Raw genomic sequence first — 14,582 nt, 5'->3', positions numbered from 1 at the left:
CTAGCTCGCGTACTTCTTGCGGTTGGCGGCCAGCATCTTGTCGGCGGTGCCGACCCCCTCCCGGAGAGCGGCTGCCGGGCTGGACTGCCCGAGGACGGCCTTCTGGACGGCGAGTTCCAGGGCGGCGGTCTGTACGTCGCCGATGCCGGGGAGGGCAGGCAGGAAGTGCAGCGACGAGGGGTTCCGGGCGAGCGCCGTCTGCGGCAGCTCCGCCACGGACGCCTGCTTGCGGACCGAGTTGCGGGCCGGGATCATGCCGGCCCGCGCCCAGGCGGCGGACTGCTTGCTCATGTAGTCGATGAACACCTTGGCGGCCTCCGCCTTGTGGTCGCCCCGCGCGGCCTGGGAGGTCAGCACGAAGTTGTGCGAGGCACTCCACACGGCCGGCTTCTCACCGATGGTGGGGATCGCCGACATGTCCCATTCGAGGTTGGTGGCGTTGGTCTTGAGGTCGTTGATCTGCCAGATGCCGTCCCAGGTGAAGCTGACCTTGTTGTTCTTGAACGCGTTGTACTGGCCGTCCTGGGGCACCTGGCGAGGGCTGTGGCCCTTCTCGATCTGCTGCCGCATCCAGGTGAGGGCCTGCACGCCGGCGTCCGAGCCCCAGAGGGCGGAGGTGCCCTCCGCGTCGTAGAGTTCACCGCCGAACTGCCACAGCAGCGACATGAACATCAGGTGCGCGGGCCACTTGTTGGGCATCCAGAACGGGTCCGCGACGCCGGACTTCCGCAGGTCGTCCAGGGCGCCCTGGTACCCGTCCCGGTCCGCCGGAGCGGTCTTCAGGCCGGCCTTGGCGAGGTGACGGCGGTTCCAGTAGTCGGCCAGGCAGTGCACGTCGAGGGGGACGCTGTAGCGCTTGTCCTGCCAGACACCGGCCCGCCACACCGCCGGGATGAAGTCGTCCTCGGACAGTCCCAGGGCCGACACCACGTCGTCCAGCGGCAGCAGGGTGCCGCGCGCCGCCAGGGTGGCGATCCAGTCGTTGTGGATGATCGCCACGTCGGGCCCCTTGCCCGCCGCGATCGCGGTCGGCAGGGCCGGGTAGAGGTCCGCCCACTGACGGGTGGTGTTCCGCACCTCGATGCGTCCGGCGTACTCCTTGTTGAAAGCGGCGAGCATCTTCTTCATGTGCGGGCCGTCGCCGCCGGTGAAGCCGTTCCAGTATTCGAGCGCCGTCTTGGGGCCCTTGTAGTCGCCGCCCTTGAAACTCGGCACCGCGCTGGGCGCGTCGTCCGCGCCGATCTTGCTGCCACCGCCGCAGGCGGCCAGCAGCCCGGTGCCCGCGGCCGCGGCCAGGCCGCCGAGCACGCGGCGACGGCCGACCGTTGCCGGAGAGGAGGAAAGAGGATGGTTCATCGGGACTCCTGGTGGTCAGCCGAATGACATCGGATTGTACGTTTTTGAAGGGTTTGTGGCGGGTGCGGTGCGAAAGGGAAGGGCGGCCCGGGCGGACGGCGGCGGGTCGTCACCCGTCCGTGGCGAGGCGGATCATCGTCCAGGAGACCGGCGGGAGTTCGACGGCGAGCTGCTCGCCGTCGGTCTTGGTCCCCTCGACCGGGCGCGGGCGCACCCGGTCCGGCTGCTCGGCGGTGTTGGCAGCGGTGGTGTCCGGGTCGGTCAGCACGAGGTGCTCCACGACCCGGCTGCCGGGGAAGGGGCGCAGGTCCACGGTCAGGGGAAGGGCCTGGTCCCGGCCGCGGTTGACGGCGAAGAGCGCGATCTCACCGTTCTCCTCGTCGTGCGTCGCCGTCGCCCACAGGGCCGGGACCTCTCCGTAGCGCGCCGTGTCGATCACCGGTGACTGCGGCTCCACCCGGAGCACCGTGCCGCGAGCGTGGCGGGCGGTGAGGGCGAAGGGGTGGAAGATCGTCTGGCGCCAGGCCGTGCCGCCGGGCTCGGTCATGATCGGGGCGATGATGTTGGCGAGCTGCGCCTGGCAGGCGGCGCCGACCCGGTCGGCGTGCCGCAGCAGGGTGATCAGCAGGCTGCCCACCACCACCGCGTCGGTCACGTCGTAGACGTCCTCGATCAGGCGGGGAGCCTCTCGCCAGTCCAGGGCGGTCTCGCCGGGGAACCGGCTCTGGTACCAGACGTTCCACTCGTCGAAGGACAGCTTGATCTTCTTGCCGGTGCGCCGCTTGGCGGCGACGTGGTCGGCCGTCGCCACGATGGAGTCGATCATGCGGTCCATCTCGGCGCCGCTGGCGAGGAAGGAGTCGAGGTCGTCGCCGACCGGCTCGTAGTAGGCGTGCAGCGAGATGTAGTCGGCGAACTCGTAGGTGTGCTCCAGCACCTTCGCCTCCCATGAGGCGAAGGTGTCGATGTAGGCGTTGGAACTGCCGCAGGCGACCAGTTCCAGGTCCGGGTCGAACCGCTTCATGGCCCGGGCGGTCTCGGCGGCCAGCCGGCCGTACTCCTCGGCCGTCTTGTGGCCCATCTGCCAGGGGCCGTCCATCTCGTTGCCGAGGCACCACATGCGCACGCCGTGCGGATCGGCGGCGCCGTGGTCCCGGCGCAGGTCGGACAGGGCCGTTCCGCCGGGGTGGTTCGTGTACTCCAGCAGCTGCAGGGCCTCGGCCACGCCGCGGGTGCCGAGGTTGACGGCCATCATCGGCTCCACCCCGGCCTTGCGCGCCCAGGTCATGAACTCGTTGAGGCCGAAGGCGTTGGTCTCGACGCTGCGCCAGGCGAGGTCGAGCCGGGCCGGCCTGTCCTGCACGGGGCCGACGCCGTCCTCCCAGCGGTAGTTGGAGACGAAGTTGCCGCCGGGGTAGCGGACGGTGGTCACACCGAGCTCTCTGGTCAGGTCCAGCACGTCGGTGCGGAAGCCGTGCTCGTCCGCGGCCGGGTGGCCCGGCTCGTAGATGCCGCTGTAGACGCACCGGCCCATGTGCTCGACGAACGAGCCGAACAGGCGGCGGTCGACCGCCCCGATCCGGAAGCCGGGATCGAGGGTCAGACGGGCCGTCGGCATGGGGACTCCAAGGGATCTCGGGGGATGAGGCGCCCCACCGCGGGCGGGGCGATGACGGAGCGGAGCGCGACGCGAGGAGCCACCGCCCCAAGGGGGGCCGGGCGGCCGCGCCGTCGCTCGTCAGACGCTGTCCTGGCGCTCTCGTGGTGGTAGGTTTACATCGTTGAAACAGCGTTGTAAAGACACTCCGCAGCGGAATCTCGAAGCAGCCGGGCCCGCGGGCGGGAGACCGAAGAGGTCATGATCCCGGGAAGGTCACTACTGTGGACCGGTCGCGGGGCCGAGGGGTGCCCGGAGCACCAGTGGAGGTTGTGCTGTGAGTGCGAGCTTGAAGGACGTGGCTCGGCTGGCGGGGGTCTCGATCAAGACCGTGTCCAACGTTGTCAACGGATACGCGTACGTCTCCCCCCAGACCCGCGAGAAGGTCGAGCAGGCGCTCGCGCAGCTGGACTACCGGCCCAACCTCACGGCGAGGAACCTCAGGCGCGGCAGGACCGGCATCATCGCCCTCGCGCTGCCGGAACTCGACGCCCCCTACTTCGCGGAGTTGTCGCGCTTCGTCATCGACGCGGCGGCGGAGCGGGGGTGGACGGTGCTCATCGACCAGACGGACGGCCTGCTGGAGCGCGAACGCCAGGTGCTGCAGGGCATTCGCGAGCACCTGATCGACGGCCTCATCTTCAGCCCGCTGGCCGTGGGCGAGGAGGATCTCACCGCGCGGACCGACCGCACCCCGATGGTGCTGCTCGGCGAGCGCGTGATGGACGGCCCGGCGGACCACGTCGCCATCGACAACCTCGCCGCCGCCCGCGACGTGACCGCCCACCTGATCGGGCTCGGGCACACGCGGATCGCCGCGATCGGAGCCCAGAACCGTCCCACCGCCGGCACGGCGCACCTGCGCCTGGCGGGTTACCGGCAGGCCCTCGAAGCGGCGGGACTCCCCTACGACGAGCGGCTGGTGGCGTCGACCGAGTCCTACCACCGCAGGGACGGCGCCGAGGCGATGCACCGGCTGCTCTCCCTCCCCGAGCCGCCGCAGGCCGTGTTCTGCTTCAACGACCTCCTGGCACTCGGAGCCCTGCGCGCGATGCTCAGCTCGGACGTGCGCGTCCCGGAGGACATCGCGCTCGCCGGCTTCGACGACATCGAGGACGCGCGGTACAGCACCCCGACGCTGACCACCGTCTCCCCCGACAAGGTGCAGATCGCCCGGGCGGCGGTGGATCTGCTGGACCAGCGCATCAAGGGCACCGCGGCGGGCAGCCCCGCGTCGCCCCGGGAAGTGACCGTCGACCACGCCCTGAGCATCAGGGAGAGCACCGCCGGCCGCTGAGCCGCCGGCGCGGGAGGGGCGCCGCGAACCCGGTCCGGCAGCCCGGAGGACGGGCCGCCGGACGCCCCACGACCTCGATCACGGACGGAGAACTTCGACCGGGTGTCTTGTACAACGTTGTTACAGCGTTGTAAAACCATGGCTTCCCTTCCCTCACCACCTGGAGGCCCCATGGCCGTCACCGGTCCGTCCCTGCGCAGGGTCACCCGACTGTTCCTCACCGGCGTGACCGTCGGGGGTCTGGTCATGGTCCCCGCGGCCGTCCCCGGCGCCGCGGCCGACGACCCGTACGGCGGGTCCGGCACGTACGTCAATCCCGTGTCGCAAGGGATGGCGGACACCTACGCGGACCCCGCGGTCATCCGCGGCCACGACGGATACTGGTACGCGTTCGGGACCACGGACCCGCTCCGCAGCGGTGAAGGCAGGTCCCACTCGCTGCCGATCGCCAGGTCCTCGGACCTGGTGCACTGGACCCACGTCACGGACGCCCTCGACGAGGGGAACCGCCCGGACTGGGCCGCCGCCGACGCGTCCTACTGGGCTCCCGACATCAGCTACCACGACGGCCGGTACTGGCTGTACTACGTGGTGACCCAGACCACCGGCGCCGGGCGCAACGACTCCGCGATCGCCGTGGCCACGGCGGCGAACCCCGCAGGACCGTGGACGACGCACGACGCACCGGTCGTCGCGCCGCGCCCGGGGGCGGGCGGCGCCGACGACTTCAAGTGGACCTTCGACCCCGCCCACGTCGTCGACACCGACGGCACGCGCCACCTGTACTACGGCTCCTACTACGGCGGCATCTGGGTCACGCGGCTGTCCGCCGACGGCACCCGTGCCGTGGGCGAGCCGGTCATGGTGGCCACCGACAACCGCTTCGAGGGGGCGTACGCCGTCCGGCGCGGGGGCTGGTGGTACCTGTTCGCCTCGTCGGGCGACTGCTGCGCCGGCCCGACGACGGGTTACTCCGTCTTCGTCGGGCGCTCCCGCTCGGTGCGCGGGCCCTTCGTCGACCGCGAGGGCGTCCCGCTGACCGCGTCCCGCACGGGCGGCACCGTCGTCCTCACCCCGAACGGCAACCGCTGGGTGGGCACGGGGCACAACGCGATGGTGACCGACCTGGCCGGTCAGGACTGGATCGTCTACCACGCCATCGACCGCCGGAACCCGTACCTCGACGAGCCGTACGGCATCAACCGCCGCCCGATGCTCATCGACCGTCTCGACTGGGTGGACGGCTGGCCGGCCGTCCGCGGCGGGCGCGGCGCGTCGGACGGCCCGCAGCCCGCTCCGGTGACCCGGCGGACCGGCCAAGGGCCCGCCTCGCCGGGCCCTGCCCCCACGCCCCCTGCCCCGGCGTCCTCCGTCGTCTTCGGTGACGACTTCGACCAGGAGCGCCCCCGGCCGGGCTGGACCTGGCTGCGCTCCCCGGCCGCCCGCGTCGAGAAGGGCCGTCTGGTGTGGCCCACCCAGGACGCCGACCTGCACAAGGACAACAACTCGGCCTCGCTCCTGCTGCGGGACGCCCCCCGAGGCGCCTGGACCGTGGAGACGAAGGTGCGCCTCGACGTCGGTGTCGAGGCCGTCCGCAACTACCAGCAGGCGGGGATCCTCGCGTACGTCGACGACGACCGCTATCTCCGGCTGGCGCACACCGCCATCTGGAACACGCGGCAGACCGAGTTCGCCCAGGAGCAGCCGTACGCCGGGCGGCAGGCCTACGGCTCGATGACGGTGGGGCCGCCGGCCGAGACGACCTGGCTCCGGCTGCGCCACCGCGTCGCCCCCGGCACGGGCGAGCACTTGCTGCGCGCGTACACCAGCCGGGACGGCCGCACCTGGATCGCGGGCGGTACCTGGACACTGCCCGCGGACAGCCGGATCCGGATCGGCCTGGGCGCCATGGGCGGCAGCGGCGCCACGGCGGAGTTCGACTACGTCCGGGTGCATCGGCCCTGACACGTCCGCCGCCGCACGGCCGCGTCCCGCCGTCCCCGGGCACGCGCTCGCGCTCGCGGGTGAGGCCAACCCGGTGTTCCCCGGCTGTGTCGAACGGTGGGTCACCAGGCGTTCGGCCATGCTGGGGCAGGCGGCACCCCCTCCCCCACGACAAGGAGCACCGCATGGCCACGGACCCCGTCGGACGCTTCCTGGCAGCTCTGGACGCACGCCACCGCGAGGACGTCAGCGCCAGGCCCCGCCAGGAGCAGGAACGCCTCGCGGCGGCCTGGGAACGGGAACTGGAATCGGACGACGAGCTCGACACCCTCGACGAGCTGTCACCGGCGGCGGCCGAGGAGGAGGCGGCACGCCGCGTCCTGGACCGCGGGGCCGGCTGAACACCGCTGCCCGGCCCGCCCGGCAGGCCCGTGCGGCACGGTGTCAGGTCCGTGCCGCACGGGCGGCTAGTGGCCGCGCCCGCCGGTGGTGGTGATGCGGGTGACGGCCTCCAGGGTGAGGGCGCGGTCGTGGGGCTCCTGGGTCAGGGCGCGGTGGAGGGTCAGGCCCTCGATGAGGGCGTCCAGTTGGCGTGCCGTGCGGGGGTCGAAGTGCTTCTCCAGGTGGGTGCGGCTGCGGGCCATCCACTCCTGGGTGAGTTCCCGGTAGGCGGGCCGGCGGGCGGCGACGGTGTACAGCTCCTGGGTGAGGACGAGGTCGCGCCGGCTCCCCTCGGACAGCGCGTGGATGAGGTCGGCCACCGCGGCCCTGGCCTGGTCGCGGTCGGCCGGGGGTGCCAGGTAGGCGTCGAACAGGGCGACGATGTGGTCGGTGAAGCGGCGGAACGCCTCGCGCAGCAGGTCGTCGATGCCGCTGAAGTGGTAGGTCATGGACCCCAGGGGCACTCCGGCGCGGACGGCGATCTTGCGGTGGGAGACGCCCGCGACGCCTTCGTCGGCGATCAGGTCGAGGGTGGCGGCGAGGATGCGTTCGCGGCGCTGGGGGTCGGTGTGTCCGGTGGCCATGGCGACAGGCTTACAGGCTCCGCACCGGCCGGGCGGGATTGCCGACGGCGACGACGTTCGCGGGGACGTCCTTGGTGACGACGGCGCCCGCGCCGATGACGGAGTTGTCGCCGATGGTGACGCCCGGCAGGACGATGGCGCCGCCGCCGAGCCAGACGTTGTCGCCGATGACGATCGGCTGCGCGGCCTCCAGCTTGTCCCGCCGCGGCTGCGGTTCCAGGGGGTGCGTGGGGGTGAGGAGCTGGACGTTGGGGCCGATCTGGCAGTCCTCGCCGATGGTGATGGCCGCGACGTCCAGTGCGGTGAGGTTGTAGTTGACGAAGGTGCGTGCGCCGATCGTGATGTTGCTGCCGTAGTCGACATGCAGCGGCGGCCGCACGTGCGCCTCCTCGCCCAGGGAGCCGAGCAGCTCGGCGAGGAGCGGCCGGGCGGCGTCCGCGTCCTCGGCGTAGGCGGCCTGGAAGCGCGCGGCCAGCCGGACGGCGTGCTGCTGGCGGCGGGCGATCTCGGGATCGTCGGCGATGTAGAGGTCGCCGGCGAGCATGCGTTCCAGGTGGGTGCGGGGGTCGCCCGCGAAGTGGTCCGTCGACATGCGTACGATCGTACACTCTGGAACGTACGATCGTACGCTTCCGGGTCGCCGGGCTCGCTCCTTGCTCTTTCTGTCCAGTAGTAGGCTCGGGGTGTCCCGGGCGACGGCCTACAACTACGCCAGGCAGAAAGGCGGTTCGTGACCGCCCGTCCGAAGGAAGAGGACCTCTCCCCGTGAACAGCCCCACGCGCGCCGCCGACCCGGACACCGCGACCCGCACACTGGCCGGGCCCGACACGCCGTTCGCCGTCGTGGACGTCCGCAAGGTCCGGCGCAACGTCGAGCGGCTCCGGAGCAGGGCCGACCGGCTGGGCGTCATTCTGCGCCCGCACGTGAAGACGGCCAAGAGCCTGGATGTGGCCGCCCTGTTGCACGACGGCGCCGCGCCCTGCCCGGTCACGGTGTCCACGCTCGCCGAGGCCGAGGCGTTCGCCGACGGCGGCTACACCGACATCACCTACGCCGTCGGCATCGACCCGCACAAGCTCCCGCGCGTCGTCGCGTTGCTGCGCCGCGGCGTCCGCCTGCGCGTCCTCCTCGACAGCGTCGAGCAGGCGGAGTCCGTCGCGCAGGCCGCCCGCCGCGCGGGCCTGCCGGTGCCCGCGCAGATCGAGATCGACTGCGACGGCCACCGCGGCGGCATCAGGCCGGACGATCCCGCCCTCACCGCGATCGGCGGGATCCTGCACGACGCGGGCTGCCTGGACGGGGTCCTGACCCACGCCGGCGAGTCCTACTTCGCCCACACCGCCGAAGCGCAGCGCCTGGCAGCCGGGCACGAGCGCGACGCCGCCGTCGCCGCGGCCGGGCGGCTGCGTACGGCCGGCCTGCCCGTGCCCACCGTCAGTGTGGGCTCCACCCCCACCGCGCACGCCGCCGAGGACCTCACCGGCGTCACCGAACTCCGGGCCGGGAACTATGTCTTCTTCGACCTCGTCATGGCCGGCCTGGGTGTCTGCACCCTCGACGATCTCGCCCTGTCGGTCGTCGTCACCGTCATCGGCCACCGGCCGGAATACGGGTGGATCCTCACCGACGGCGGCTGGATGGCCCTGTCCCGCGACCGCGGCACCTCCGCCCAGGCACAGGACCAGGGCTACGGCCTGGTCACCGACCTGGAGGGCACCCTCCTGCCCGGCCTGGTCATGACGGCGGCGAGCCAGGAGCACGGCACCCTCACCGCCCGCGACGGCGCCCCGCTGCCCGACCTGCCGGTGGGCACCCGGCTGCGCGTCCTGCCCAACCACGCCTGCGCCACCGGCGCCCAGCACCAGGGCTACCACGTCATCGACAGCGGCCGTGACGCGGGCACTCCCCCGGTGATCCGGGCCGTCTGGCCGCGCGTGAGCGGGTGGTGATCAGGGCCCGGCGTCCGTCCGGCCTCGCTCTCCCGGTCGGCGGCCGGGCCGGGGTGTAGCTCCGCGTGCGGCTCGGTCGGGGTGCGCCCGCACGACGCCCAGGGCGGGTCAGTCGGCCGGGACGCGGGCGCGCGGCGGGCCGCGGGTGTTCCGCCAGGTGCGGCCCGCGTCGGCGGTGGGGTCGGTTTCCCCAGGCGGTGCGCAGGGCACGGGCCTTGGGGTCCGCAGGCAGAGGTCCAGTTCCTCGGTGCAGCCGAGGGCACCGTGGCCGTGGAGGGCCAGTCCCGGCCGCCGGAGCCCGCGGGGACTCGGTGAACGGAGGACGACCCGGCCGGGACACTTTGCCCCGTTGGTCGCGTTTGTCGCACTTCGGAACGGTCAACGGATTCCCGCAGTGGCACGGAGACCCTACCGGGAGGCGGACCGAAGGATGACCGTCACCACAGCGCCGTCGAGGACCGGCACGTCCGGCGGGCGACGGCCGGTCGGGTCCGTCGCCCGGGTATGAAGCGGCACGTCGTACGACAGGTGGGGCGCGCACTGCGCCGTGGGTGGGAGCGGCTGGGGGCGACCACCCTGATCCGGCAGGGGCGCGACATCGAGTTGCTGCACCGGGCCATGGGGTTCGCCACGCTCGCGCTGGTCACCCTGGCACCGCTGCTGATCGTGGTGGCCGCCGCCGACCCGCTGGAGCGGGGCGGATTCGCGTTCTGGCTGGCGGACGGCATGGGGCTGTCCGGGCGGTCCGCACGGCTGCTGACGGACATCATCAGTCCTCCGCGCAAGGTCATCGGCACCACCAGCGTGCTCGGCGGGGTCGCCCTCGCCGTCTTCGGCATCGCGCTCGGGGGCAGTGTGCAGAACGGCTACGAGCGGATCTGGGGTCTGACCGCCGGTCCCTGGCACCGCGTCTGGCGCCAGGCGGTGTGGATGATCGCCATGACCGCCTACCTGTATCAGGAGGTCCAGACGCGGAGCCTCGTCTCGGGCCCGGAGCGGATCGCGCTGAGCGCCGCGTCCGGGGTGCTGTTCTTCTGGTGGGGGCAGCGCTTCCTGCTGGGCGGTCAGGTCAGCTGGAGCGATCTGCTCCCCGGAGCGGTGGCCACCATGCTGGGCCTGGTCGGCCTGCGTCTGTTCTCCCACTTCGTCTTCGCACCGCTCATCGTCACCAACGCCATCAGCTACGGAGCGGTCGGCGTGGTCCTGATCGTGGAGTCCTGGCTGATCGGCGTGGGCTATGTCCTCTACGGCGGAGCGCTCCTGGGCCGCTGGCTCCTGGAGCACCACGTCTTCGGGCAGCACCCCTCGGTGTGAGGCCGGGACCGTGCGAACGGTGCGGCCTCCGTGTGAACGCTGCGGCCTGCGCGGGCCCCCGCCCACGAGCCGGTGGCGCCGGCCATGGCCCACCACGCGACGCGGTGGGCGCCGAGCGCGGTCCGGCCCCGGTCGCGCAGTGCCCGCGCCGCCTCCGCCGAGTGGCCCCGGCCGCGCTGCCCTCACCGGACCCACCGCGCCAGTACGGGCACCGCCGACAATCGGGGCCGGCGAAGAGGGAAGGAGGCCGAGGGTGGCCGGGACGACGGAGGACGGGACCACGGTCGCCGAGGTGATGGCCGAGCTGGCCGCGCTCGAGGACCCGGGAGCGCGGGCGGTGCACGAGCGGCACGGGGACGACCACGGGGTGAACCTCGGCGCACTGCGCGCGCTCGCGAAACGGCTGAAGACGCGGCAGGACCTCGCGTGCGGGCTCTGGGAGACGGGGGACAGCGCGGCGAGGCTGCTGGCGCTGCTGATCTGCCGGCCGAAGGCGTTCGCGCGCGACCGGCTGGACGCCATGCTGCGGGAGGCACGCACGCCCAAGGTGCACGACTGGCTCGTGAACTACGTGGTGAAGAAGAGCCCGCACGCCGAGGAGCTGCGGGTGGCCTGGTCCGCCGACCCCGATCCGGTGGTCGCCGCCGCCGGCTGGGCGCTGACCGCCGAGCGGGTGGCGAAGAGGCCCGGGGGTCTCGACCTGCCGGGGCTGCTCGACGTCATCGAGGCGGAGATGAAGGACGCCCCGGAGCGGCTGCAGTGGGCGATGAACCACTGCCTGGCCCGGATCGGCATCGGGCACGCCGGGCACCGCGCCCGCGCGATCGCCATCGGCGAGCGCCTGGAGGTGCTCAAGGACTACCCGACGTCCCCGGGCTGCACCTCTCCCTTCGCCCCCGTCTGGATCGAGGAGATGGTGCGCCGGCGGGACGGCGGGGCGGGGGCCGGCCGTTAGACGATCAGCCGGCGCAGCCCACGGGCGGGGCGCGCACGTCTACAGCGCTGCGCTCGCGGCGGCCGTGGCGCTGCCCGGCGTGCGGAAGCCCCGGAAGGTCACGGCCTTGCGGGTCTCGAAGCCCAGCCGCTCGTAGAGGGCGATCGCTCCGGTGTTCGCCTCGGCGACGTGCAGGAAGGGACGATCGCCCCGGGCCACGACGCGCGCGACGACCGCTTGCAGCAGGCGGGCGGCGTGGCCGCGCCCGCGGGCCTCGGGGGCGGTGCAGACGGCGCTGACCTCGGTCCACCCGGGAGGCCGGAGCCGCTCCCCCACCATCGCCACCAGCGCGCCGCCGTCGCGGATGCCGAGGTAGGTGCCGAGTTCGCGGGTGCGCGGCCGGAAGGGCCCCGGCCGGGTCCGCTCGATGAGGTCCAGCATGTCGGGGACGCTCTCGGCGCCCAGTTCGACGATGCCGGAAACGGGCTCCGCCGAGGCGGGGTCCGGACTGCCGTCGCCCGTCCAGATCATCTGGCGGCCTTCGAGGACGAACACCGGCTCCCAGTCGGACGGCGGCGTCGCCGGGGAGCTGAACAGGTCGGCGAGCGCGCCCGGTCCGAGCAGTGCGGCCAGGTCGGCCCACTGCGTGGCACCGGCCTCGGCGGGCAGCGCGCAGAAGGTCGCGACCTCGGGCAGATAGGCGGCGGCGGTGCCGTGCCGGCGGGCGAGATGCGCGTGGCGACCGCGCAGGGACTCCCCCACGGGGTCGTCGAGGGCTACGGCGTCGCGGACACCCGTCATCATGCTGCGTCTCTCCTGCCCTGCGCGTCGGGACCGGCCGGTGCGGGACCGGCGTCGCATGCCGGCGGACCATCGTAGTCGGGTCCCGGCAGCAGCAGCCGGGTGGCCCGGGCGGCACCGGCCCGCTCCAGGCAGTTGGCGACCGGGGCACCGGAAGTGTTGGGGTACGGTGCCCGGCTGTCCATCCGTCAGCCGCGAGAACTCACGGTTCCGCGCAGGGACAAACAGCAGAAGCGACAGAATCCTTGACGAGGAATCAGCCGCTTCCTACTCTGCCTCCTCGTGGGAGCGTTCCCACACCCTCCACGCCCCCCACACCCCGGAGGCCCCCGTGACCGACCCCCACCGGCGTGCGCGCCTCATGTCACGGCTCCGGAGAGCATCCCGCCGGCCGGGCGGCCGGCTGACCGCCGGGATGAGCGCCGCCGCGCTGGCCCTGTCCGCACTCGTCGCCCTGCCGCCGTCCGCGCAGGCCGCCACGGCCCGGCAGGTCGAGGAGCTCGACCGGGGCGTGGTCAGCGTCGCCACCGGCAGCGGCAACCTGGTCAGCTGGCGCTGGCTCGGCACCGACCCCGGCAACGTGGCCTTCAACGTCTACCGGGCCGGTACGAAGGTCAACGCGACGCCGGTCACCGGCTCCACGAACTACTTCCACTCCGGCGCCCCGTCCCATGCCGACTACACCGTCCGCGCGGTCGTCGACGGCATCGAGCAGGGCGACTCGGTGCACGCGATCCAGTTCCGCACCGGCTACAAGGACGTGCCGATCTCCCCGCCCCCCGGCGGTACGACACCCGACGGGGTCGCCTACACCTACGAGGCCAACGACGCCTCCGTCGGCGACCTGGACGGCGACGGCGCCCCCGACCTGGTGCTGAAGTGGCAGCCCACCAACGCCAAGGACAACTCCCAGTCCGGCTACACCGGCACCACCGTCGTCGACGGCATCAAGCTGGACGGCACCCGGCTGTGGCGTGTCGACCTGGGCCGCAACATCCGCTCCGGCGCCCACTACACGCAGTTCCAGGTCTACGACTACGACGGCGACGGCTCGGCCGAGGTCGCCATGAGGACCAGCGACGGCACACGGGACGGCACCGGCGCCGTCATCGGCAGTTCCTCCGCCGACCACCGCAACTCCGGCGGTTACGTCCTCTCCGGCCCCGAGTACCTGACGATGTTCAACGGCCGCACCGGCAGGGCGATGCAGAGCGTCGACTACGTCCCGTCCCGCGGCACCGTCTCCTCCTGGGGCGACAGCTACGGCAACCGCGTCGACCGGTTCCTGGCCGGCACCGCCTACCTCGACGGTGCCCGCCCCTCCCTGATCATGGCGCGCGGCTACTACACCCGCACGGTCGTCGCCGCCTGGGACTGGCGGGGCGGCTCCTTCACCCGCCGCTGGACCTTCGACAGCTCCTCCTCGACCAACAGCGGCAGGGGCTACGACGGCCAGGGCAACCACAGCCTGTCCGTCGCGGACGTGGACGGCGACGGCAAGGACGAGATCGTCTACGGCGCGATGACGGTGGACGACAACGGCAGCGGACTGTGGACGACCAGGCTGGGCCACGGCGACGCCGGACACGTCGGCGACCTCAACCCGTCCCGCGCGGGCCTGGAGTACTTCAAGGTCTCGGAGGACTCCAGCAAGCCGGGCTCCTGGATGGCCGACGCCCGCACCGGACAGATCCTCTGGCAGACGGCCTCCGGTTCGGACAACGGCCGCGGAGTCGCCGCCGACGTCCACGCCGGCAGCCCGGGCGCCGAGGCCTGGTCCGCCGCGGACACCACCCTGCGCTCGGCGACCGGCGCCTCCCTGGGCCGCGAACCGTCCAGCGTCAACTTCCTGTCCTGGTGGGACGGCGACCCGGTCCGTGAACTGCTCGACGGCACCCGGATCGACAAGTACGGCACGTCCGGCGACACCCGGCTGCTGACCGGCTCGGGCGTCTCCTCCAACAACGGCACGAAGGCGACCCCCGTCCTCTCGGGCGACATCCTCGGCGACTGGCGCGAGGAGGTCGTCTGGCGCACGAGTGACAACACGGCCCTGCGCATCTACGCCACCCCGCACGAGACCACGACGAAGATCACGACCCTGCTCCACGACACCCAGTACCGCGCGGCCCTGGCCTGGCAGAACACCGCCTACAACCAGCCCCCGCACCCGAGCTTCTTCCTTGGCGCCGGCATGGGGACGGCGCCCCGCCCGGCGGTCTACACCCCCTGAGCCGCCCGCCCCGGGCCGGCGGCTCGTGTCCTCCCGCGTGCGGCCGCAGGAGGGCACGAGCCGCCTCGGCC

General features: G+C 72.7%; 12 protein-coding genes. 7 read left to right on the top strand and 5 right to left on the bottom strand.

The annotated features are described in order from the left end of the window. Complete coding sequence (locus tag ABZY20_RS35725; RefSeq protein WP_356447453.1) at window positions 1-1,356, bottom strand: ABC transporter substrate-binding protein; 1,356 nt, start codon at window positions 1,354-1,356, stop codon at window positions 1-3. 109 nt (window positions 1,357-1,465) lie between these two features. Further along, the gene (locus tag ABZY20_RS35720) at window positions 1,466-2,974 is read right to left on the bottom strand and encodes an alpha-N-arabinofuranosidase (protein WP_356447451.1); all 1,509 of its coding nucleotides are present in this window, start codon (window positions 2,972-2,974) and stop codon (window positions 1,466-1,468) included. Between the two features lie 316 nt (window positions 2,975-3,290). Here ABZY20_RS35720 and ABZY20_RS35715 point away from each other — a divergent pair, with 316 nt between their 5' ends. The 3 genes from ABZY20_RS35715 (at window position 3,291) to ABZY20_RS35705 (ending at window position 6,655) form a co-directional block, all read left to right on the top strand. Continuing rightward, window positions 3,291-4,310 carry a LacI family DNA-binding transcriptional regulator gene (locus tag ABZY20_RS35715; protein ID WP_356447449.1) on the top strand — a complete coding sequence of 340 codons (1,020 nt, stop codon included), beginning with the start codon at window positions 3,291-3,293 and terminating at the stop codon, window positions 4,308-4,310. Between the two features lie 171 nt (window positions 4,311-4,481). Continuing rightward, window positions 4,482-6,275 carry a family 43 glycosylhydrolase gene (locus ABZY20_RS35710; protein ID WP_356447447.1) on the top strand — a complete coding sequence of 598 codons (1,794 nt, stop codon included), beginning with the start codon at window positions 4,482-4,484 and terminating at the stop codon, window positions 6,273-6,275. A 164-nt stretch (window positions 6,276-6,439) separates the two neighbouring features. Further along, window positions 6,440-6,655 (top strand): hypothetical protein, encoded by a 216-nt coding sequence (locus ABZY20_RS35705; protein WP_356447445.1) that lies wholly within the window; start codon window positions 6,440-6,442, stop codon window positions 6,653-6,655. Window positions 6,656-6,721: 66 nt separating this feature from the next. On the opposite strand, the gene ABZY20_RS35700 is transcribed toward ABZY20_RS35705, so the two are convergent. After that, window positions 6,722-7,279: a TetR family transcriptional regulator gene (locus tag ABZY20_RS35700; protein WP_356447443.1), complete on the bottom strand. Its 558-nt coding sequence runs from the start codon at window positions 7,277-7,279 to the stop codon at window positions 6,722-6,724. 10 nt (window positions 7,280-7,289) lie between these two features. Beyond that, complete coding sequence (locus tag ABZY20_RS35695) at window positions 7,290-7,871, bottom strand: sugar O-acetyltransferase (protein WP_356447441.1); 582 nt, start codon at window positions 7,869-7,871, stop codon at window positions 7,290-7,292. 173 nt (window positions 7,872-8,044) lie between these two features. Here ABZY20_RS35695 and ABZY20_RS35690 point away from each other — a divergent pair, with 173 nt between their 5' ends. The 3 genes from ABZY20_RS35690 (at window position 8,045) to ABZY20_RS35680 (ending at window position 11,498) form a co-directional block, all read left to right on the top strand. Then, the gene (locus ABZY20_RS35690) at window positions 8,045-9,229 is read left to right on the top strand and encodes a DSD1 family PLP-dependent enzyme (protein WP_356447439.1); all 1,185 of its coding nucleotides are present in this window, start codon (window positions 8,045-8,047) and stop codon (window positions 9,227-9,229) included. Window positions 9,230-9,733: 504 nt separating this feature from the next. Further along, window positions 9,734-10,543, top strand: coding sequence for a ribonuclease BN (locus tag ABZY20_RS35685; protein ID WP_356447437.1), 810 nt, complete (start codon window positions 9,734-9,736; stop codon window positions 10,541-10,543). 295 nt (window positions 10,544-10,838) lie between these two features. Further along, window positions 10,839-11,498 (top strand): DNA alkylation repair protein, encoded by a 660-nt coding sequence (locus tag ABZY20_RS35680; protein WP_356447482.1) that lies wholly within the window; start codon window positions 10,839-10,841, stop codon window positions 11,496-11,498. Window positions 11,499-11,537: 39 nt separating this feature from the next. On the opposite strand, the gene ABZY20_RS35675 is transcribed toward ABZY20_RS35680, so the two are convergent. Further along, window positions 11,538-12,278, bottom strand: a complete 741-nt coding sequence (locus ABZY20_RS35675; protein ID WP_356447481.1) for a GNAT family N-acetyltransferase — start codon at window positions 12,276-12,278, stop codon at window positions 11,538-11,540. 361 nt (window positions 12,279-12,639) lie between these two features. On the opposite strand from ABZY20_RS35675, the gene ABZY20_RS35670 reads away from it, so the two are divergent. Further along, window positions 12,640-14,511 (top strand): rhamnogalacturonan lyase, encoded by a 1,872-nt coding sequence (locus ABZY20_RS35670; protein WP_356447479.1) that lies wholly within the window; start codon window positions 12,640-12,642, stop codon window positions 14,509-14,511. Window positions 14,512-14,582 lie beyond the last annotated feature (71 nt).

The sequence above is a fragment of the Streptomyces sp. NPDC006624 genome (genome assembly GCF_040611555.1).
Classification (GTDB): Bacteria; Actinomycetota; Actinomycetes; order Streptomycetales; family Streptomycetaceae; genus Streptomyces.
Note: the sequence above shows the minus strand (reverse complement) of the source record. Positions and strands in the feature narration are given on the sequence as shown.

What these genes read in the sequence shown, in the direction of transcription:
- ABZY20_RS35725 (WP_356447453.1), bottom strand. Translation starts at nt 1,356, where the DNA reads ATGAACCATCCTCTTTCCTCCTCTCCGGCAACGGTCGGCCGTCGCCGC.
- ABZY20_RS35720 (WP_356447451.1), bottom strand. Translation starts at nt 2,974, where the DNA reads ATGCCGACGGCCCGTCTGACCCTCGATCCCGGCTTCCGGATCGGGGCG.
- ABZY20_RS35710 (WP_356447447.1), top strand. Translation starts at nt 4,482, where the DNA reads ATGGCCGTCACCGGTCCGTCCCTGCGCAGGGTCACCCGACTGTTCCTC.
- ABZY20_RS35705 (WP_356447445.1), top strand. Translation starts at nt 6,440, where the DNA reads ATGGCCACGGACCCCGTCGGACGCTTCCTGGCAGCTCTGGACGCACGC.
- ABZY20_RS35700 (WP_356447443.1), bottom strand. Translation starts at nt 7,279, where the DNA reads ATGGCCACCGGACACACCGACCCCCAGCGCCGCGAACGCATCCTCGCC.
- ABZY20_RS35695 (WP_356447441.1), bottom strand. Translation starts at nt 7,871, where the DNA reads ATGTCGACGGACCACTTCGCGGGCGACCCCCGCACCCACCTGGAACGC.
- ABZY20_RS35685 (WP_356447437.1), top strand. Translation starts at nt 9,734, where the DNA reads ATGAAGCGGCACGTCGTACGACAGGTGGGGCGCGCACTGCGCCGTGGG.
- ABZY20_RS35680 (WP_356447482.1), top strand. Translation starts at nt 10,839, where the DNA reads ATGGCCGAGCTGGCCGCGCTCGAGGACCCGGGAGCGCGGGCGGTGCAC.
- ABZY20_RS35675 (WP_356447481.1), bottom strand. Translation starts at nt 12,278, where the DNA reads ATGACGGGTGTCCGCGACGCCGTAGCCCTCGACGACCCCGTGGGGGAG.
- ABZY20_RS35670 (WP_356447479.1), top strand. Translation starts at nt 12,640, where the DNA reads ATGTCACGGCTCCGGAGAGCATCCCGCCGGCCGGGCGGCCGGCTGACC.